The sequence below is a fragment of the Mangrovihabitans endophyticus genome, from assembly GCF_014646155.1.
Classification (GTDB): Bacteria; Actinomycetota; Actinomycetes; order Mycobacteriales; family Micromonosporaceae; genus Actinoplanes; species Actinoplanes endophyticus.
Genome location: NZ_BMMX01000032.1, coordinates 42036 through 62649 on the forward strand (window position 1 = coordinate 42036; position 20614 = coordinate 62649).

General features: G+C 72.5%; 15 protein-coding genes. 3 read left to right on the forward strand and 12 right to left on the reverse strand.

The window, feature by feature from the left end:
* Positions 1–79: 79 nt before the first annotated feature.
* Complete coding sequence (locus tag IEY73_RS25120; protein ID WP_229716133.1) at positions 80–1402, reverse strand: coiled-coil domain-containing protein; 1323 nt, start codon at positions 1400–1402, stop codon at positions 80–82.
* Between the two features lie 297 nt (positions 1403–1699).
* On the opposite strand from IEY73_RS25120, the gene mycP reads away from it, so the two are divergent.
* Positions 1700–2911, forward strand: a complete 1212-nt coding sequence (mycP, locus tag IEY73_RS25125) for a type VII secretion-associated serine protease mycosin (RefSeq protein ID WP_189081774.1) — start codon at positions 1700–1702, stop codon at positions 2909–2911.
* 22 nt (positions 2912–2933) lie between these two features.
* On the opposite strand, the gene IEY73_RS25130 is transcribed toward mycP, so the two are convergent.
* Positions 2934–3443, reverse strand: coding sequence for an NUDIX hydrolase (locus tag IEY73_RS25130; protein WP_189081775.1), 510 nt, complete (start codon positions 3441–3443; stop codon positions 2934–2936).
* Between the two features lie 38 nt (positions 3444–3481).
* Positions 3482–3976, reverse strand: a complete 495-nt coding sequence (locus IEY73_RS25135) for a MerR family transcriptional regulator (RefSeq protein WP_189081776.1) — start codon at positions 3974–3976, stop codon at positions 3482–3484.
* A 40-nt stretch (positions 3977–4016) separates the two neighbouring features.
* Here IEY73_RS25135 and IEY73_RS25140 point away from each other — a divergent pair, with 40 nt between their 5' ends.
* Positions 4017–5183 (forward strand): MFS transporter, encoded by a 1167-nt coding sequence (locus IEY73_RS25140; RefSeq protein ID WP_189081777.1) that lies wholly within the window; start codon positions 4017–4019, stop codon positions 5181–5183.
* Here the strand turns inward: IEY73_RS25140 and IEY73_RS25145 are convergent, their stop codons facing one another.
* The gene (locus IEY73_RS25145) at positions 5184–5636 is read right to left on the reverse strand and encodes a protein-tyrosine phosphatase family protein (RefSeq protein ID WP_229716134.1); all 453 of its coding nucleotides are present in this window, start codon (positions 5634–5636) and stop codon (positions 5184–5186) included. It abuts the gene before it with no gap.
* Positions 5637–5679: 43 nt separating this feature from the next.
* Here IEY73_RS25145 and IEY73_RS25150 point away from each other — a divergent pair, with 43 nt between their 5' ends.
* Positions 5680–6375 (forward strand): O-methyltransferase, encoded by a 696-nt coding sequence (locus tag IEY73_RS25150; protein ID WP_229716135.1) that lies wholly within the window; start codon positions 5680–5682, stop codon positions 6373–6375.
* 25 nt (positions 6376–6400) lie between these two features.
* Here IEY73_RS25150 and IEY73_RS25155 read toward each other — a convergent pair whose 3' ends face one another.
* The 8 genes from IEY73_RS25155 to IEY73_RS25190 are packed head-to-tail and all read right to left on the reverse strand — an operon-like array spanning position 6401 to position 19776.
* Positions 6401–7507, reverse strand: coding sequence for an acyl-CoA dehydrogenase family protein (locus IEY73_RS25155; RefSeq protein WP_189081779.1), 1107 nt, complete (start codon positions 7505–7507; stop codon positions 6401–6403).
* Entirely contained in the window at positions 7500–7784 is a 285-nt protein-coding gene (locus IEY73_RS25160; RefSeq protein ID WP_189081780.1) for an acyl carrier protein, read from the reverse strand. Before IEY73_RS25160 ends, IEY73_RS25155 begins: the two co-directional genes overlap by 8 nt.
* Positions 7781–8674: a 3-hydroxyacyl-CoA dehydrogenase family protein gene (locus IEY73_RS25165; RefSeq protein ID WP_189081781.1), complete on the reverse strand. Its 894-nt coding sequence runs from the start codon at positions 8672–8674 to the stop codon at positions 7781–7783. The genes IEY73_RS25160 and IEY73_RS25165 overlap by 4 nt, the downstream gene beginning before the upstream one ends.
* Before the next feature lie 35 nt (positions 8675–8709).
* Positions 8710–9822, reverse strand: a complete 1113-nt coding sequence (locus tag IEY73_RS25170; RefSeq protein WP_189081782.1) for an aromatic ring-hydroxylating oxygenase subunit alpha — start codon at positions 9820–9822, stop codon at positions 8710–8712.
* A gap of 4 nt (positions 9823–9826) precedes the next feature.
* Positions 9827–11284 carry a cytochrome P450 gene (locus IEY73_RS25175; RefSeq protein ID WP_189081783.1) on the reverse strand — a complete coding sequence of 486 codons (1458 nt, stop codon included), beginning with the start codon at positions 11282–11284 and terminating at the stop codon, positions 9827–9829.
* Positions 11285–11297: 13 nt separating this feature from the next.
* Entirely contained in the window at positions 11298–12311 is a 1014-nt protein-coding gene (locus IEY73_RS25180; protein WP_189081784.1) for a 3-oxoacyl-[acyl-carrier-protein] synthase III C-terminal domain-containing protein, read from the reverse strand.
* Between the two features lie 17 nt (positions 12312–12328).
* A complete protein-coding gene (locus IEY73_RS25185) occupies positions 12329–18295 on the reverse strand; it encodes an SDR family oxidoreductase (protein ID WP_189081785.1) in 5967 nt (1988 codons plus the stop codon).
* A complete protein-coding gene (locus IEY73_RS25190) occupies positions 18292–19776 on the reverse strand; it encodes an acyltransferase domain-containing protein (protein WP_189081786.1) in 1485 nt (494 codons plus the stop codon). The genes IEY73_RS25185 and IEY73_RS25190 overlap by 4 nt, the downstream gene beginning before the upstream one ends.
* Positions 19777–20614 lie beyond the last annotated feature (838 nt).

Here is a 20614-nt window from a genome sequence, read left to right on the forward strand (position 1 = left end):
GGTTCCCGTCAGGCGCGAACGCCCGCCCGCGCACCTTGATCCACTTTACGGTTGTTTGGGATGTCTGCGCATGGCGCGATCACCGCGCAGTCGGCACCACCTTATCCGTGCCGCCCGTGCTGCTGGCGCCCGTGCTGTTGGCGCCGCCGAGCGCGGCCAGCGCCGACGCGAGATCGGTGACCTGGGCGGAGAGCTGAGCCACCCGGTCCTGCGCGACAGCCGCGTCCTGAGCCGAGCGCCGCGCCGCGTCCAACTCCGCGGCCAGCCGGGCGACCTGTTCGCGGGCGGCCTGCGTCTGCGCGCGGGCCTCGTCACGGTCCGCGCTCGCCAGCGCCGCCTCGCGTGCCGATTGCTCAGCGTCCCGGCGCGCCGCGTGCAGGTCGTCGCGCAGCGCTCCGGCGGTCTGCTGCGCCGTCTCCAGGCCCCCGCGCGCCGCGTCCAAGTCCTGCCCGAGCCGTTGCGCGTCGGCCCTTGCCGCGTCGCGTTCCCGCAGCGCACGGTCCTGTTCCCGGCGGGCCTCCTGCAGATCTGCGCGGGTCTGCTCGACGAGGTGCTGCGCCGCCGCCAGGGCGTCGCGGGCCGCGTCGGCGTCGCGCTGGGCGACCTGCGCGTCGCGTCCGGCGAGTTCGGCGGCGCGGGTCGCGGCGTGCAGGTCCTGGGTCACCTGGGCCGCCTGCGCGCGGGCCGCCTCCACGGTGCGCTGGGCGTTGTCCAGTCCCGCGCGGGCCGCGTCCAGGTCCCGGCGGGCGTCGTCGGCCTGCTTGCGGGACTGCGCCAGGTCACGCTGCGCCGCCTCGGCCCGCGCGGCGGCGGCGTCGCGGTCGGATTCGGCCTGTTCCCGCTGAGCTTGGGCGGCCTGCGCGGCCCGGGCCGCCTCGTCGCGTTCGTCCGCGGCGAGCTCGGCCTCCCGGTGCGCGGCGGCCGCGTCCGCGGTGGCCTGGTCCGCCTCCCGGCGGGCGTCGTCGCGTTCGGCGTGCGCGGCGGCCAGGTGGCGGGAGGTCTCCGCGCGGATCTCGGCGAGTTGCCGTTCCACCCCGGCGGGGGAGAGCTCGGCGTGCAGGGCCTCGCTGAGGGTGCCGACGAACTGGTCCAGCCGGTCCACCACCTCCCAGGTGCGGGCGACCTGACCGGCCAGGCCGGGGGAGGAGCGGTGCCGCATCCGCACGTTGCGGGAGGCGCGCTGGCAGGCGCCGTCGTTGTCCCGGCAGTAGCGGAACGGCCGGCCGGCGGCGGCCCGCTGCGGGACAGGCCGGCCGCAGTGGGCGCAGGGCCGCGTCTCGGCGTGGCCGTCGCCGTCGCCGGACGGACCAGCCGCGTCCGCACCGGCAGTGGCGGGTGTGGACGGTGGCGGCGCGTCGGCGTCTGGCCCAATCCCGTGAGCCCCGGTGGCGATCTCGTTCATCACGGGAACGGTAGCGCCGTCCGCCGCCGGGACGTGCCAACTGCGCCGATGTCGCCCGTGCGGGTCGCGCTCCCTCATTTCCTATCTTCCTAGGACGGCTTACGCGGTGTGCGTGAGCCCACCCGAGCTCGGCAACGTACGGCACACCCCAAAAAGGAATCAACGACAACACCAAAATTTGACGTGAGCCCGCCCTTTCGGCGCTGCGGAAGGATCGGCCGGGTCCGATACCATCGCTGCGCGTCGACGCCGCCACACCGGCGGCGTCGGGGTCGGGCGGGGGGTGAAGGCGTGCGCGTGACGGCGGTACCGCGTGCCGCTGCCGGTGTGGCGGCGGCCGGCCTGCTGACCTGCGCCGTGACATTCGCCGGTGCGCCTGGCGCCGTCGCCGCGGCGCCGTGCGACACGATTCCGCAGCCGGGCCCGGTCAGCACCGCCACGCCGTACGAGGATCGGCTGTACGACCTGGACCGGCTCGCCGCGATAGCCACCGGCCGGGATGTGCGGGTGGCGGTGGTGGACTCCGGGGTGGACGACGAGCATCCGCAGCTCGCCGGGCGGGTTGCGGCGGGCCGGGACTTCCTGCGCGGTGGGGCGAACGGGCGGCAGGACTGCGCCGGGCACGGCACCGGGGTGGCGAGTGTGATCGTTGCCGGCCCGGTGCGGGGGGTGGTTTTCCATGGTCTGGCTCCGGACGCCACGGTGGTGCCGGTGCGGATCAGTGAGCAGGAGGAGATCGACGGCAAGGCGGTGGGGGCGCAGGGCGGGCTGGGGCAGTTCGCGCAGGCGATCCGGTGGGCGTCGGATCCGTCCGGTGGCGGTGCGCAGGTGATCAATTTGTCGTTGGTGACCGGGGTGGATGACCGGCGGGTGCGCGCGGCGGTGGCGCAGGCGCTCGACCGGGGTGTGGTCGTGGTGGCGGCGGCGGGGAACAACGGTGGGGCGGGGCAGGCGAATGCGACGCCGTACCCGGCGGCCTATCCGGGGGTGATCGGTGTGGGTGCGGTGACGGCGGACGGGGTGCGGGCGGACTATTCGCAGCGCGGTGACTATGTGGATCTGGTGGCGCCGGGGTCCGGGGTGACGGTGGCGGCGGTGGGGTCCGGGCACACGGTGGGTGATGGGACGAGTTTCGCGGCGCCGTTCGTGTCGGCGACGGCGGCGTTGATTGTGCAGCGGTTTCCCGGGTCGACGCCGGCGCAGGTGCGGCGGCGTCTGGTGGCGACGGCGGATCCGGCGCCGGGTGGGCGGCGCAGCGACGGGTACGGGTTCGGGGTGCTGAATCCGTACCGTGCGGTGACCGAGACGTTGGGGCCGGAGCAGCCGGCGGGTCCGGTGCCGGTGTCGGCGCGCAGTGCGGATCCGCTGGTGGCGGCGCGGGAGTTGCGGCGGGAGCGGTCGCGGGATGCGGCGTTGGTGGTGGCGGGTGCGGGTGTCGGGTTGGTGCTGGTGGCGATGGCGGTGACGGCGGTGGTGCGGTCGGGTCGGCGTCGCCGGTGGCGGCCGTGACCGCGGCGGTTGGCCGGGTGGGTCAGAGGGCGCCGGGGTTGGTGAGGGCGTGGTGGTGTGAGCCGGGGTCGGCGTGCCAGGCGGGGGCGTGCGGGTCGGCGGTGGTGTTGATGCGCAGGGTGGCCCAGTCGTCGAGGTCGGGGAGTTGTTCGGGGTGGAACCAGGCGACGGCGGTGGATTCGTCGTCGTTGACGCGGGCGGTGCCGCCGGTGGCGCGGCAGCGGAACCAGACGTTGAGGTATTCGCAGCGGTCGCCGTTGGGGTAGGTGACGGGGTGGGTGGCGACGCCGCCGAGTCGTTCGATGCGGGCGTGCACGCCGGTTTCTTCGTACAGTTCGCGCAGGGCGGCGTCGGCGGGTTGTTCGCCGGGGTCGACGGTGCCGGCGGGTAGGGACCATCGTCCGTTGTCGCTGCGGCGGGCGAGCAGGATGTGTCCGGTGTGGTCGCGGACGACGGTGCTGACGCCGGGGAGCAGGATCAGGTCGGTGCCGATGTGGGCGCGCAGGCGCCGGATGTAGGGGGAGACGGGCACCGGCTGATGGTAGTGGGTTGCGGGCTGGCCGGTGATGGTCAGTCCGCGGTGGTGCGGTGGGGTTCGCGGGGTCCGGTGCGGCGGACCGCTGTTTGTGGGGGTGTGGCGCTGGTGTCGCCGGGCCGGCCGGGTCCGACTGTCTCGTTGCGTATGTCGGTGAGGATGACGGCGAGCAGGTCGCGGCTGTGGGTGAGGGCTTGGATGCGTTCGTCGAGGGCGGTCATTTCGTGCCGGAGGCTCGCGGCGAGGTGGGTGCGTTCGCCGGGTTTTTCGGAGGCGGCGGTGCTGGTGCCGGATAGGAATTCCAGGGCGTGGCGGACGACGGTGGTGGGTAGTGCGGCGGCGAGCATGCAGCGGATGCGGGCGACGCGTTTCACGTCGTCGGGGGTGTAGAGGCGGTAGCCGGCCGGGGTGCGTCGTGGTGTGAGCAGGCCTTGTTCCTCGTAGTAGCGCAGCATGCGTGCGGTGGCGCCGGTGCGGGCGCTGAGGTCTCCGATGCGGAGGTTTGCGCTGTCTGGGTCGCCGGTTGTCATGCTTGACCTTAACGCCGATGTGAGGCTTTACCGTCTGCCGGTGATTGTTGCGGTGTTGATGGTGTGTTCGTTCGCGGTGGCGACGGCGGAGTTCGTGCTGGTGGGTTTGCTTCCGCAGATCGCCGCCGATGTGGGGGTGCCGGTGGGTGTGGCCGGCCAGTTGGTGACGGTGTACATGCTTGTCGGCGCGGTGGGTGGTCCGGTGGCGGCGGTGGTCACCCGTCGTGTGCCGCGGCGGGGTTTGCTGGCGGCGACGATGGCGTTGGCTGTGGTGTCGGCGTTGTGGTGCGCGGTGGCGGGTTCGTACGGTGCGCTGATGGCGGCGCGGGCGGGGTCGGCGCTGGCGCAGGCGTTGTTCATGGCGGTGGCTTCGCAGGTGTTGATGGCGGCGGTGCCGGAGCGGCGGCGGACGGCGGCGGTGGCCCGGTTGTTCGGCGGGTTCGCGTTGGCCACGGTGGCGGGTTTGCCGTTGGGTGCGCTGGTCGGTGCGGCGTATGGGTGGCGGGTGACGTTCGTGGCGGTGGCGGCGTTGGCCGGTGCGGGGCTGGTGGGGGTCTGGGTGGCCGTGCCGCGTCTGCCGGTGGGTGATCCAGGGGGGTTGGCGTCGAGTGTGCGGGCGGTGCTGGGCGGGCCGATGCTGGCTGGTTTGGCGGTGACCCTGTTGGCGTTGACCGGTTTCGTGGCGGTTTTCACGTATGTGGTGCCGGTGTTGCGCGCGGTGGCCGGGTTCGGGCCGGGTTGGGTGGGTGCGGCGCTGGCGGGTTACGGGGTGGGCACGGTGGCCGGCAATCTGATCGCGGGGCGGGTGGCGCCGGCGCGGATCGGGCGGTGGTTGCCGGCGGCGGTGGCGGCGCTGGCGGTGGTGTTGCTGGTGCAGGATGTGGTGTTGCGTTCGCCGTTGGCGTTGGCGGGTCCGGTGCTGATGGGCGGTGCGGCGTTCGTGGTGGTGCCGTTGGTGCAGACGTGGTTGATGGGTCGGGCGGGGCCGGCGGCGGCGGGGTTGGCGGCGGCGGTCAATGTGTCGGTGGCGGGCGCGGCGGGTGCGTTGGGTGCGGCGCTGGGTGGTGTCGTGTTGTCGGTGGGCTGGGGGCCGTTGTGGCTGGCGCCGGTGGCGGCGGTGCCGGCGGGGTGTGCGGTGGTGGCGGCGTTGCTGGTGGCCGCGAGTGATCGTGCGCGGCGGGACGCTGTGGTTGGGGCGGGCGGTTGATCAGGGGTGGCGGGGTTTGCCGAGGGCGTGGGTGCGTCGCACGTATCGCCGTTGCCACGGTGTTTCGACCGCGTGGGGCGAGTAGTGGGCGCGGACGTAGGCGACGGCTTCGGCGGCTGGCACACCGTCGAGGACCGCGAGTACCGCCAGTGCGGTGCCGGTGCGCCCTTTCCCGCCGCTGCAGGCGATTTCGACGCGTTCGTGCGCGGCGCGTTTCCAGGTTTCCCGCAGGGTGGCGGTGGCGGCGGCGGAGTCGGTGGGCAGCCAGAAGTCGGGCCATCGGATCCAGTGGGTTTCCCAGCCGTACCGGGGTGGGCGGCGGCCGGTCAGGTAGACGCCGAGGGTGGGTGGCGGGCCGTCGGGCATCGGGTCGCGCAGCCCGCGGCCGCGTATTCGCCGGCCGGTCGGCAGTGGGCACAGCCCCGGCGTCTGGTCGTCCCACACCTCGGTCACGGTAGTGCGGGGTGGTTGTCGTGGCCACGGACGCGCGAAAGTCATGTTACCCACGAACTCATTTATAATGATTTATATGGCAGAACAGGGAGTCATCGGACCCGACGTTGTGGAATACATCCGGGAATCCTCGCTCAGAGAAGATGAGGTTCTGCGTGACCTGCGGCGGCTGACGGCGGGACTGCCCGGCGGCCAGGCGATGCAGCTCATGGCCGAGGAGGGGCAGTTCATCGCGCTTCTGGTCGCGCTGACCGGCGCCGAACGGGTGCTGGAGATCGGCACGTTCACCGGCTATAGCACGCTGTGCATGGCTCGTGCGCTGCCGGCGCACGGCCGGCTGGTGACCTGTGACATCACCGACCGGTGGCCGGAGATCGGTGTCGAGTTCTGGCGCCGGGCAGGTGTTCACGAGCGGATCGAGGTGCGCGTCGGCGCGGCGGCCGAGACGCTGACGACCATGATCACCGATGGCCTTTCCGGCCACTTCGACCTCGTTTTCATCGATGCCGACAAGGCCGGCTATCCCGAGTATTACGAGTTGTCGTTGCGTTTGGTGCGGCCCGGCGGTTTGCTGGTGCTCGACAACACCCTGTTCTTCGGCCGGGTCATCGACCCGCGGGCCGATGACCCGGACACGGCGGGCGTGCGCACGGTCAACGCCCGCATCCGGGACGACGAGCGGGTTGATCTGAGCATGCTTCCGGTTGCCGACGGCATCACCCTGGCCCGTCGCAGATGACCGGGCCGGTGTGGCCCGCTGCGCCTCACCGCCGGCTCAGCGCGTGGCCGGCCAGCATCAACTGGCACATCTCGCTGCTGCCCTCGATGATCTCCATCAGCTTGGCGTCCCGATAGGCCCGCGCGACGACGTGGCCGTCTCGCGTCCCCGCCGAGGCGAGCACCTGGACCGCGGCGGCCGCGCCCGCCGCCGCGTGCTGGGCGCTGACGTACTTCGCCAGCACGACGGCGGCGCCCAGGTCGTCGGCGTCGGCGTCCCAGCACCGGCTGGCGTGCTCGCAGGCCCGGGTGGCGATCTGCTCGCCGGCCCACAGATCCGCCACATGCCGGGCGACGAGCTGATGATCGCCCAGCGGCCGGCCGAACTGGCGCCGGGAGCCGGCGTGCTCGACGGCCGCCGCGAGGCAGGCGCGAAGCATCCCGACGCAACCCCAGGCGACGGACATCCGCCCGTACGCCAGAGCCGTCGTCACCAGCAGGGGCAGCGGTTGCCGGCCGCCGCCGAGCAGGTGGTCCAGCGGCAGCCGGACCTCGTCGAGCCACACGTGCGCGTGCCCGGCGGCGCGGCAGCCCAGGGGGTCGCCGATGCGGTGGACCTGGACTCCGGGAGCGGTCCGGGGCACCACCACGACGGCACCCTCCGCACCCATCCGGGCCACGACCAGCAGAAAGTCGGCGTAGCAGGCGGCCGTCACCCACGTCTTGCGGCCGGTGAGGGTCAGGGCGCTGCCATCCACGGTGACCGATGTCGTCATGGCCGACAGGTCGCTGCCCGCCTGCTCCTCGCTGAAGGCCACCGCCGCCGTGTCGCCGCTGACCAGGCGGGGCAGCAACCGCGTCGCCTGCGCCGGATCGCCCAGCCGCTCGATGGTCCAGGCGGCCATGCCCTGGGCGGTCATCACGCTGCGCAGAGAACCGCACAGGCTGCCCACCTCGGCGGTGAACTCGCCGCTGTCCGTGCTGTTCCATCCCGGCCCGCCGTACCTGGCCGGGATCTGGGCGGCGAGCAGGCCCGCCTCGGCGAGTTTGCGCAGCACGTCGCGGGGCAGCTCGCCGGCCAGGTCCCAGTCGTCGGCACGGTCGCCGACCAGTTCGGTGACCGTCGCGCCGGCCAGGGCGACGGCTTCACGCACCGGTGCCGCCGTCACCGGCGGTCTGGAGCCGCTCGACGAGCTCGCTCATGCGCTGCACCGTGCGGAAGTTCTCCTTCTGCAGGTCGCCGCCGCGGATGGAGACCCCGAACGTCCGCTCCAGGTGCACCACCAGCTCCATGGCGTGCAGCGAGGACAGCCCGCCGGAGCCGAAAACGTCGTCGTCGGCCGTCCAGTCCTTGCCGGTACGCCGGGTGAGGAACTGCACCAGGTCCGTCTGCACGGCGTCCGGCGCCGTACGGTCGGATGACGTGGTCATGCCTGTTCTCCCTCGTAGTCGTAGAAACCGCGCCCGCTCTTACGGCCGAGACGGCCGGCTTTGACCATGTCGAGCAGCAGGTCACAGGGACGGCATCCCTCGTCGCCGGTCCGGCGGTGCAGCACCCACAGCGAGTCGACGAGGTTGTCGAGCCCGATCAGGTCGGCGGTACGCAGCGGACCCGTGGGATGACCGAGGCAGCCCTGCATGAGCCGGTCGACTGACGGGACGCTCGCCGTTCCCGCCGCGACCACCCGGACCGCGTCGTTGATCATGGGGTGCAGGATCCGGCTGGTGACGAAACCCGGCGCGTCCTGCACCACGATCGGCTCCCGGCGCAGCCCGGTGAGCAGCGCCCGCACCGCCGCCAAGGTGGCCTCGGCGGTGTGCGTCCCGCGGATGACCTCGACCGTGCTGATCAGGTACGGCGGATTCATGAAGTGGGTGCCGATCAGATCCGCCGGCCGCGGCACCGCCCGGGCCAGTTCGTCGATCGGGATCGATGAGGTGTTCGAGATGATCGGCGTGCCCGGCGGCACCAGAGCGGCGGCATCCGCCAGGGCCTTCGCCTTGGCGTCGGCGTCCTCGGTGACCGCCTCGATCACCGCCGCCGGGACAGCACCGGCGCCGGTCAGCAGGCCGTCCGGGGACAGCCCGGTGACGAGCTCACCGGGCGCGTCGGCGGCCGGTGACGCGCCGAGCAACTGGGCCGTGCGCACGTGGTGGTCGATCCTCGCCGCGGCCGTCGCCAGCCGGGCACGGTCCACGTCGATGAGTGACACCGCGACCCCGTGCCCGATGGCCAGGGCTGCGATACCGGATCCCATCACTCCGGCGCCGAGCACCGCCAGCGGCTGACCGCTGCCCGGCGTGCCGTTGTCCTCTGCCATGTGGCCTCCTTCCGACGCCCTGCCTGTCCCGGCGCTCAGACCTCCGACGCGCTCGCCTCGGTCCGCGGCGCCGCAGACGGTGACGCCCGCTCACCCATCGGCTCGGAGTAGAACTGCCGCGCCCACTGGCGGTACCGGCCGATCGGGCCGTCGCCGCGGGCGAGTCTCGGCTGTTCCAGGTGCTGCTGGTAGTGCCACATCAGCAGGTCGGCGCCGGTGTCGACGATCGCCACCCGCTGCAGGACGGCGCTGAGGAGCCGGGCGGCCGGCAGCGTCGCCAGCCGCCCGATCCGCGGCGGCAGAGCGGGGATGCCGGTCAGCTCAAGCTTGGTCCCGAAACGTAGCTGAATGCGTCCCGGAGCGGTCGGGGTGGCATGCAGCATCACGTACATGTGGCCGGCGTCGCCGGGCAGGACGGTGTGCGCGGCGATGCTGGCCAGCCCGATCACCGTCAACGTGTACGACTGGCGGGAGCTGCGCACCATGGTGCCGCGGGCGGTCGCTTCGACCGTGCTGACCGGTTGCCCCATCACCGGATCACCGTGGATGTCGACGTCCTTGAGACCGTGCAGGGCCGGCAGATGCCCGTAGTCGAACGCGTTCTCGATGACGTCCTGCGGGTGCCCGGCGATGTCGAAGGTGTGGTGGCTGAACGGTTGCCGGTCGTCCAGGTCGTAGGCGGGGATCTGCCACTGCGGGGGCACGCTGAGGGCGTGCCACCACACGTAGATCGAGCCGTTGGCCTCGCACACCGGGTACTGCGTCAGCGACGCCCGCGGCGGTGGCCCGTCGTAGCCGGTACGCACGCAGGCGCCAGCCGGGTCGAAGGCGAACCGGTGGAACGGGCAGACGATGTCCTCACCCTCGATCGACCCGCCGACGCCCAGATGCGCCCCCAGATGCGGGCACTGCGGCTTCACGGCCCGCAGCAGGCCGCCGGCGGTGCGGTACAGCACCACCTCCGCGCCGGCGAGCGGGCGGGTGATGAGACCACCGGGCCGCAGTTCGTCGGAGAAGGCGAGGCAGAACCAGCCGTTCGGGTACGGGCGGGCCGGCGCGTGCAACGTGTCACCCGGCGCGGCGCCGGGCAGTTTGACCTCGGTGGAGGTGAGCAGGCTCTTGACGATGGGCTTCAGGTGGGGCCGCATGGCATCACTCCTTGTGGTTCACCGGGCAGGTGCCGGTCACCGGTTGCGGGGCCGCATCCGCAGGCCGTGGCGACGCCGTGCCCGGCTCGGCGCCGGGGGCGGCCGCGTCCCGGCGCCGCTCGGTGATCCGCAGGTTCAGCCCGCGCGAGCTCAGGCTGGTTTCCACTTTGGGCCGGAACGGCTGGTCGCCGACCGGGGTCAGCTCCCAGCGGGCGACGATCGCGGTGAGGGCCAAGGTGGCCTCGGCGAGCGCGAACTGATCCCCGATGCACTTGCGGGGGCCGGCCCCGAAGGGGAGGTAACCGGCCCGGTCCGGGGCGGCGTCGCGCCAGCGGTCCGGGTCGAAACGGTCCGGGTCGGCGTACAGGTCGGGCCGGTGGTGCAGCAGGTACGGGCTGAGCACCAGGGTGCTACCGGACTTGAGGCGTACGCCGCCGAGTTCGGCGTCCTCCCGGACGGTGCGGGTCATCATCCAGGCGGGCGGGTACAGCCGCAACGTCTCGGTCAGCACCCGGCCGGCCAGGTGGAGCGACGGCAGGTGGGCTGCGGTGAGCGGCTCGCCGGCCAGGACCTCGTCGGTCTCGGCCTGCATCCGGTGCTGGACGTCGGGGTGCGTGGACAGCAGGTGCAGGGCCCACGCCAGGGTGATGGCCGTGGTCTCCATCCCGCCGAGGAAGAATGTCAGAGCCTCGTCCGCCAGCTCGCTGTCGCTCAACTGCTTCTGGCCGCCCTCGCTCTCCTCGTCGACCGCGCCGATCAGCGCGGACAGCAGGTCAGCGTGGTCGCCCGGGTTGGCGCGCCGGTCGGCGAGGATCTGCTCGATGGTGGCCGCCAGCCGGCTGCGCGCCTGGTCGTATCGGCGCTTCTGCCGCGTCGGCAGCCGGCGCAGCAGGGCCGGCGTCACCATCCGCCGGAAGAACGCGCTCACGATGGTGGCCGTGTCGGCCAGCGCCTGCCGCAACGTGTCCGCAGGCAGAGCGCCGCTGAACATCGTCTCCATGGTGGCCCGGGTCGTCAGCGTCATCATCTCCTGGGTCACGTCGAGGACGTCCCCGTCAGTCCAGGAGCTCGCCTTGCGTTGCGAGGCCCGGGCGAACACCTCCCCGTACCCGGCGAGGCGGGCCGGATGGAACGACGGCTGACACAGGCGGCGCTGGCGCCGGTGCAGGGTGTAGGAGCAGGTGGACAGCCCGTCACCGATGACTTCGCGGATCCGGTCGTAGATCGGGCCGCCCTTGTCGAAGACCCGGTCGTTGAGGAACACCTGCCGGGTCAGCGCCGGGTCGCACACCATCACCGCGGAGCTCGGGCCCAGCCGGACGCGGACCATCGTGCGGTAGCCGGACATGGACATGATGAACGCCAGCGGATCGCGCAGCAGGGGCAGGGCGTGTCCCAGCAGCGGCAGCGCGCCCGGAGCGAGGGGAACCGACGCGGTGGGCGCCGTGGTCGTGCTTGTCATCGCCAACCTCATTTCACGGGGAACCGGCCGGTGTCCCGGCGTTCGGATCGCGGGTGATCTCCAGCAGCGCGGTGGTCCAGCGGAAACCCAGCCCGAAACTCACCACGAGGACACGGTCGCCGGCCCGCACGGCGCCGGAGCGGAACATCCGGTCGAGGGCGAGCAGGATGTCGCAGGGACCGGCGTGGCCGAGGTGGCGCCCGAAGGTCCAGCTAGTGTCGTCGGCGCGGCGTTCCAGCGGGGAGCCGGCCAGCACCAGGTCGAGCACGGCGGACCCGATGGCTATGGTCACCACCTGCGAGATGTCCGCCGGGTGCAGACCGGCTTCGTCCAAGACGGCCTGGATGCAGCGGCGGGTGGACGCTTGCAGCGTCTCGATGTGCGGCATCAGCCCGGTCTCCTCGATGAGGAACGGCCGGCCAGCGCCCGAACGCGCCTGCCCGTTCCGTGCCCGGGTCAGCGTCTCCATCTGCGGCTGCGTGACCTGGGCGCTGCTCACCAGGCGGGCGAAACCCGTGGCGCGGGTGAGCACGGCCGCGGCGCCGCCGTCACCGGCCACGTAGCCGATCTGCCGGACGTGGCCCCACCGCTCGGCCGGGAACCGGGCGCCGGCGGTGACCAGGACCGCGCTCGCCGACGGCCGGGCGGTGAGGTGCTCGGCCGCGGCGACCAGCGCGGCAGCGCCGCCGTCACTGGCGGCGCCGACCTCGATCCCGGTGGTGCCGGCTCCCCCGAGCACCCGCAGCAGGTAGGGGGCGGGTGTGTAATGGTCCTCGTCCTGGAAATTGGCGTGCACGAGCAGGCTCAGGTCATCGGCGGCGACGTGCGCGTGGCGCAACGCCTTCAGGCCCGCACGGGCCGCCATCTGCGTCGCGGTATCACCGGCCGAGACCGCGGCCGAGCTGAATCCGTTGAGCGCCGCCATGCCCGGCCGGGCGCCGGCCGTGGCGTCCCCGGCTTCCTGCTCGGGCCTGATCGGGGGAATCCACCCGCCGGTCCCGGCGATCGTGATGTCCTGCCACAACACGGCTGTCTCCTCGGCTGTCACGAAAGGGTCGGCTGGGGAACGCCGGCGCGGGGCCGGATCACTTCTCCGGTGTGGTCCAGGCCGTGCGCGGTGACGCCGGTGATGCGCGCCAGCACCCGTCCGGTGCCGGTCACCGCGGTGAGGGCTCCGGTGGCGAAGTCGCAGTGCAGCCGGATCTGCGGGTGGGCCGCGCTGAGTTCGCAGTCATTGCCCGGACCGCCGAGAACGACATCGTCGATCCCCGCCATCGGCCCGACCATCGGGGGCCGGTCACCACGCGGCGGTAGCAGCAGCAGGTGCACCATCGCGTCCAGCAGGATCGCCGGCACGGTCATCCCGGCCAGGGCCGGCGCCCAGGCCGCGTGGTCCAGGGTGAACCGGGCGCTGTTCCCGTCCGGCCCGCGGGCGTAGTCGCCGGTGCCGGCGAACGGGCCGGTGAGCGAGATCGGCGTGTCGGGAGAATAGACCGGCACGGCGAAATCGGGTTCGGGCTCATGGTCGGCCCAGCCCGGCGGCGAGGCCGGGACGGGAAAACGGTCCGCCAGCCGCACCGTCGTCTCACCGAGCACGTCGTTGAAGCGCAACACTTTGCCGTTGCGGCCCAGCCGGTGGGCGGTGAGCCGCACGGACACCTCGGCCCGTCCGGGTTCGCGGCGGGTGACCCGGGCCTCCACCGCGACGGTGCGCGGCGGTCCGGACAGCCGCACCGTGACCGACGAGCGGCACGACAGCCCGCGGAATCCGGTCACCAGCAGATCGGGGCAGAGCACGGCGGCGGCGCCGGCCGCGGCCTCGAAGATGAAGGTGCCGGGCAGCATGTACTCGCCGTTGACCCGGTGGTGCCGCATCCACCGGCCATCACCGTCGGCCAGTGTGCGCGGATCCCAGGTCTTGGCGAAGACCGCCCACTGCCGGCCGCGGTACCCCACACCGTCGAGCAGGGGAGTGCGCAGCGCCGCGTCCGGCGGCGGGACCGGCGGCGCGCCGGGAGCCGGGAGCGACCCGGCGGCAGAGCCGTACGTGTGGATTCCGCGGCGGCCCAGCAGGACCCGCTCCTGCTCCCGGATGAAGAACACCACCCCGTTGGCCGGTGGGCGGGTGATGACGTCGAGGAACTGCGCACAGCCCTGTTCGGTGCTGACGTACGCGTCCATCTGGTTGCGTTTGAGGGTTTCCTGCATGGTGACGCTGCTGGCCACGCCGACCTCCCGCCAGCCGCTCCACAGGATCGACACCTCCTGGTGGCCGTCGGGCCCGTGCCGTTGAGCCCAGGCGCTCGCGTACGCCAGATACTCGTTGGCGGCGCAGTAGTCGATGTCGCCGGGAGCGGGGGCCAACGTCGCCAAGGTGCTGAAGTTGCACCACAGGCGCGGCCGTCGCCCGTCCAGCGCCCGGGTGAGGTTGCGGTAACCGGTGGCCTTGGTGGCCCGGACCGCCCGGAAGTCGGCCAGCGTCTTGGCGTTCAGCGCCCGCGAACGCAGGTCCAGGACGGTGTTGATGAGCACGTCGATGCGTCCGTGCCGGTCGAATATCTCGCCGATCAGGGCGGCGGTGCGATCGGCGTCGAGGACGTCGCCCACCCGGTGATGAACCCGGTCCGGGCCGCACAGCCTGCTCAGCCGCTGCACCGTACGGGCGACCTCCAGACGGGCGTGGGCCTTGTCGTAGGCGGCCCTCAGCTCGCCGACGGAGGCGCGCGGGCGCTTGCGGCGTTCGGCGGCGATGAACTGCGCCTGCGGCGGCAACCCGTCGTCCGTCTCCGGTAGCGGGGTACGCCCGATGACGTACACATGCGGGCGGTCGCTGGTGCGGGCGATCGCGTCGAGCAGCTCGGGGCCGATCCCCCGGGCGCCGCCGAACGCGACCACCACCGCGCCGGGTGGCAGCGCCGTCGCCGCGGCCTCCGGCGGCACGTCGTCGTCGGCGACGGCCAGGGCGAACCAGTCGCCCCCGCGGCAGGCCAGCGTATGCGTCGGCACCGAGACGGCGCCCGCCTGCGCGAACTCGTCGAGCGCGGTAGCGGCGTCGGGCGCCGTGCTGAGCAGGGCCAGGCCCCGGCACTGCGGGACTTCCGCCCGTACCGAACGCACCAGAGCGGTGAACAACCCGCTCAGCGGCGGCGGCAGGTCGCCGGGCACCGGCCCGATCAGGATCGCGCCGAGTGAGCCGCCGGCCCGCAGCGCGGGCAGCGCCGCCTGGAGCGTGGTGAACGCCAGATCCTGCAGGTCTTCGGCGCGGGCGGCGCCGGTGTCGTCCTCGGGTGCCGCGAGGCGGGACAGGATCCGCACGTGCCGGGGGATGAAGGCAAGCCCGGCCAGGGCGTCGGCGGCGCCCTCCGGCGTGACGTGCGTGGCGTGTGCCACGCCCGGCCGCGGCGACCAGACGGCGACGTCCGGGCCGGTGACCGCCTCCGCGAGGTCCGGGGCGTCGGTCACGACGACGCTGCCGGGTGGGATCGCCGGTTCGGTCGGGTTGCCTGCCGGGGCCGCCAGGGGGGTCAGCCGCAGGGTTTGGCGCCGGCCGGTGGCCGCCGCCGGCCGGGCGGGACCGGGCTGGTCGCCGCCGGGTGGCGGGGTGAAACGGATCAGCGGTGAGCCGCCGGCGGCGGGCGTCACCACCGTTGCCGTACCGGTGATCACTGCCTGCAGGAGCGTCAGCAGCGCATCCAGGGACAGATAGGTGTGCCCGGCGTCGGTCAGGGCGCGCAGGGTATGGGCGGGCACGACCCGGTCGCGGGCATCGGTGGCGCCGGTTGTCGTGGCCAGGGTGCCCAGCACGGGCAGGCCGTGTTCCAGCGCGGTGGACCGGCGGGCCACCGCCAGCACGGCGGCGCCCTCCGCGATGGACCGTCCCTCGGGCACCAGACCGGTGAGGTGCCGGTCCCAGCCGCTGATCGGGCGCAGGCACACCGCGCCGACCAGCGCCAGGTCGCACGCGTGGTGCCGCAACTGACGCAGGGCCAGGTCGAGACTGGTGTGCGCGGAGTCCCGGTGGGAGTAGACGCTGGTGCCCAGGCCCTGGAAGTCGTAGTAGTTGGCGGCGCGCCCGGACAGGATGCAGGAGACCGCCCCGGTGAAGTCGTCCTCGTTCAGGTCGCCGGGAATCACCCCGGCGGCCTCCGCGATCGCCTTCGCGAGGTGTTCCTTGAGGGCCTGGGCGTCCGCCGGGTCGGGCAGGATGTCGAACGTGGCGGCGCACTCGGCGGCGTGCACCCGCAGCGCGGCCCGGGTGTTGTGCGTGGTCGGCAGCGTCGAGCCGACGACTATCGCGGTGGTGGGGCGCAGTGTGACACCCGGCTCGCCGAGCTCGGTCAGCAGCGGGCCTAGGGCCTGCAACATCATCAGGTGGGCGGCGTCCATGTGCCGCATCGTCAGCGGCGGGATGCGCACGTCGCGGGGCGACGGCAGCGGGTACGGGTTGCCGAAGCTGTCCTGCGGACCCGGGGCGGCGCCGCCGAGCCAGGCCCCGACCTGCTCGCGGCCCAAACCGGGCAGATGGGTGTTCCAGCCGACGACGACCAGGTCCTCGGCGTCCGCGCCGGCGTCGACGTGCGGCCGGCCGGCGGGCGTGGTCGACGGTGCGCGGTCGGACAGGACCACGTGCGCGTCGGCGCCGCCGAGGCCGAACGACGACACCCCGACCACCCGTGGCCGGGCGTCGTCCGCCACCCACTCCCGGTCCCGCACCGGCACGGTCAGCCTGGCGCCGTCGCCGAGCAGCGGATGGGGGTCGGTGAGCACGTTCTGACCGGGGACCGCGCCGTGGTCGAGGGCGACCAGCGCATGCGCGACCGAGACCAGGCCGGCCAGCACGCCGGTGTGCCCGAAGATCTGTTTGTTGGAGGTCAGCAGGCAGGCCCGCTCCCGAGCTCCCAGCCGCGAGAGCAGGGACCGCAGCTCGATCTCGTCGCCGACCGGGGTGCCGGTGCCGTGGCCCACGATCCAGTCCACGTCGCCGGCGGCGACGCCCGCGTCGGCCCAGGCCCGCGCGATCGCCAGTTCCTGCCCGCGGGTGGCCGGGGCGTGGATGCCCTTGCCCCTGCCGTCGGCGGCCAGACCGGTGCCCCGGATCACCCCCAGCACCGGGTCGCCGTCCGCCACGGCCCGCGCGTACGGCTTCAGGACGAGCGCGATCGCGCCCTCGCCGATGAGGGTGCCGTCGGCTGCCTGGTCGAACGGCCGGATCCGGCCGCTCAGCGAGATGCCCTGGGCCCGGCAGAAGAGGGTGAAGCCGATCGGCTCGATCACCGAGGTGCCGCCGGCGAGGGCTATGTCGCAGGAGCCTTCACGCAGGGCCTTGACCGCCGTGTCGATGGCGAACAGCCCGCTGGCGCACGCCGCGTCGAGGGCCACGTGCTGCGCGTCGGCCGGGATCAGGCCGCGCAGCGCGTCACGGGCGACAGCCGCGGGCAGATAGGCCCGGGGGTCGCCGCCGTCACCCCCGTAGTGCGCGGTGATCGCGTGGTCGGCCAGCTCGGCCAGCCAGTCACCGTCCGGGCCGGCGGGGATCGCCTCGCGTACCATCCGCCGGTATTCGTCGCCGAGCACGACTCCCTGGGTGCCGACGCCGGTCTGGTCGTGGATGCCGGTGGTCGCGGTCAGCCAGCGGTCGGCCGGGTTCCGGTGGACCGCGGCCAGCGCCTGCACCGCGCAGTGCCGCAGCCAGCGCGTGGGTCGCGGCCATCCGGGATGCCCGGCGTTGCCGTCCGGTTCGGCGATGGAGGCGGGATCGGGAACGAAAGTCTGCACATATCCGGCCCGGCGAACGTAGAAGGCGTCGGTCGCCTCCCGGGTGGGCGCCCAGAAGTGCGTCAGGTCGAACGCGGACGGCTCGCTGGCGATCAGGGCGCCGTCGCGCAGACGGTCCCAGAGCTCGGCGGGATTGTTCGCGCCCGGCAACACCACCCCGAGACCGACCACCGCGACGGCGCCGGCATCCGCCGACGGCGTCACCCTCTCCGCCGGCACCGCACTTTCCGCCGCTGCCGTCTGTGCCGCCGCTGCCGTCTGTGCCGGCACCGCCGTCTGTGCCGGTGGGGTGCTCACCTGCGACGCGGGTGTGCTGTGCTGCGGCGGGGCGCTCTCGCGCGGTGGTGCCGGCGCGGGCGGGGCGGCGACCGGCGCCGCGGGTGTCCGGGGCGGCGGCGCGACGGCACGGCTGCGCTCGGGAACCCGCACCTGATCGGCCAGCCTGCTGTGCAACCGCAGGCCCTGCATGCCGCCGATGCTGATGCCGCCGTCGGCCACGATGGTCTGCCCGGTGATGAAACCGGTGTCCTCATGCAGGAGGTGAGTGATCAGCTTGGCGGCGTCCGGGGTGGACAGCGTGCGGCGCGTCAGCTCGCTGGTCCGGGCCGTGTCGCCGAGCGCTGCCGCCGGATCGTCGAGGTTGACGACGATCTCGCTGGCGACCGAGCCCAGCAGAACGGTGTTGACCCGGGTGCCCTGATCGGCGAGCTCCAGCGCCAGATAGCGCACCAGCGACTCCACGGCCGCCTTGGTCACCCCGCCGGGACCGTAACCCGGAACCGGCTGGTGCGCCCCGACGCTGGAAAGGCAGAGGATGCTCGCGCCGGCCCGGCCCGCCATCAGCTCGGCTGCCCGCCGGGAACAGTGGTAGGCCGCCATCACATTGGTGGACCAGGCCCGCTGCCAATACACGTCATCGATCTCGAACAGCGGCAGGAAGGCGCCGCCCGCAGCGTTGTTGATCAAAATGTCGAGAGCGCCGTGCCGCTCCCGGATCAGGTCGAACATCCGATCCACCTCGTCGGTCTTGGCCACCGACGCGCGGATGAACTCACAACTGTGCCCGGCTTGCCGCAGCTCGGCCTCCAGCAGCTTCGCCTGCTCGACCGAGTGGAAGTAGTTGACGATGACGTGGGCGCCGCCTTCGGCCAGCCGGCGGACGATGTCCGCGCCGAGGCTCTTGGCGGCCCCTGTCACCAGCGCGATCCGGCCCCGCAGGCCGTCCGGGGCGGTCATCGACCCACGGCCCCGGCCCGTGCCTGCACGACGGCGCCGGCGATCCTGCCCAGCGTGCCGCCGGTGATCAGGGAGGAATTCGCGCGCAGATCGGGCAGTCCAAACTGGTCGGCGACCCGGGCGAGCAGGGCGACCTGCTTGAGTGATTCCACCCCCAGCTCAGATTCCAGGCCGTCATCCTCACCGAGCAGGTCCGGGGGATAGCCCAGGAAGTCGCCGTAGAGCGTCCGCAGCTCGGCCAGGACGGTCTCATAGTCCGACCCGGCGGTGTCCGCCGCACCCGCGGCGGGTTCCGTTGCCGGGGCACGCTCCGTGGGTGCGGCGATCTCCGTTGCTGTCGCAGCCGTCGCGGCGGGCGTTTGCGGTGCGGCGGGGACCAGGACCGGGCGGAACACCGGCGCCGGTGGCGCTACGGGCGTCGGCGATACGGGCTCGGCGGCCGGCGCGGGGATCGCCGAGACCGGGCTGACCGCGCCGGAAACCTCGGCGTGGGCGCCGTTGCCGTTGCTGCTGCCCTCGTGGCGTCCCGTCGAGAAGCGCATGCCGAACGACCTGATTTCGGCGGCATCCGCGATCAGCGATCGGATGGCGCCGGCCGGATCCGGCTCGTTGAGCGGCACCACACATCGCGCTCCCGGGACCGCCGCCTCCACCAATTTGGTAACGACCGGGTACTCGCCGCATTCGACGAACGCGTCGGCGCCGGCGGCGTACAACTCGCGGATCGTATGCAGCATCCGCACCCGGGCGGTGAGCGCGTCGGCCACCAGAACAACCGGGTCCTCGGCGCCGATGTCACGGCCCAGCCACGGGGAGCACACCCGCCAGCGTCCGGCGCCGTACGGAACCCGGGGTGCGGTCGCCCGCAGATCGTAGGCGGACTGGGCCATGGCCGGGGTGTGCGTCGGGTGCGGCACCTCCACGCGGGCGTTTGGCCAGCCGAGCGAGTCGGCGACCCGCTCCACGCGTTCGATCAGCGGCAGGGGCCCGCTGAGGACGCTCTGCCGTGGAGCGTTTTCGCAGGCCACTGCGAGGTGAGGATGAGCGATGAGCCCCGCCAGGGACTCGGCCCGGCGACCGTCGACGGCGACCGCGAGCATCTTCCCGTTCCACGCCTGCCGGGTCAGCACCTGGGACCGCGCCACGGCCAGCCGGGCGGCGTCCTCGACGGACAGGTGCTCGGCGGCGGCGAGGGCCCACAACTCACCGATGCTCTGCCCGACGAGCGCCATCGGGCTGGCGCCCTCGGCGAGGAGCAGGTGATGCACCGCGATGCTGACCGCGAAGATTTCCAGGTACTGCACCTCGGGGCTGTGCTGGCGGCTCGCCGCGCCATCCTCGATCAGCCGGGGGCTGATGTCGGGAAGGCCATTCTCCTGGGCTGCCTTGTCAATGCGGGAGAGCGCCTCACGTACGGTCTCGTAACGGTTGTGGATATCGCGCAGGATTCCCCCGCGCGGGGGATTCACGGTACCGGGCATGACAAAGACAAAATCCACGGCGGGGTTCCTCCCTCATTGGCGGACCCTGCGGCCGGGCATGACCACTCGCCCGCGGGGAATCGTGCTGCACGATGGGGTGCCGGTGCACCGATACGGATATCCAGACCTGTGCCACCGGATCCGGAATTCCGGATGGCGATGGCAGATGGCAGCCGTGTTTCGGGTCGATGTGTGATGAAAACCGACGACACGATCCCGATTTAACGGATGCCCCCGCGAATGTCGTCCATGGATGTGTGGGACGGGTCTTCTCGTCATTGGTGGGAATCGACCGGTGCAAGCTGCCCAGAACCGGTTAGACGTGTCTTTTGTACGACAACGGCGTCCCTGCGACAAAGTGATGAGAACCACATCGAGACCGACAAGCAACGCTTTGTCACCTCAATGCAACCACGAAGGGTAGGCATAGTCGCTCGTGGATACTCTGAGTAAGATGTGGGTGGCAGGGAGCACCGGCGGTCATGGCCACCCTGGCAGCGCCATCTCGCGGGTGCCTCACGCGCCCCATCACCTTGTGTCGCGCACCATGCATTCAAGAGCGACTATGCATACCACCCAGAGCAACCGAAATTCATGCGCGGAAATCGGTCCACATCGCGGCCATGGTGGGGTGAACGCCCCCTCGCCCGCCTTCCCCCAAGCGGTGATCATCGCTCAGCCGGGCGGATTGAGGGAGTCGGTGGACACCGACAGGACCTGGCCGCGGTATCCGTAGGCGACGAGGCGCCCGGCGGCGATGTTGGCCAGCCGGAAGGAGAACACCCGCTGTCCGGGGAACATCTCCACCAGCGGGATCCGCCGTGGCGGCCCACCCGGC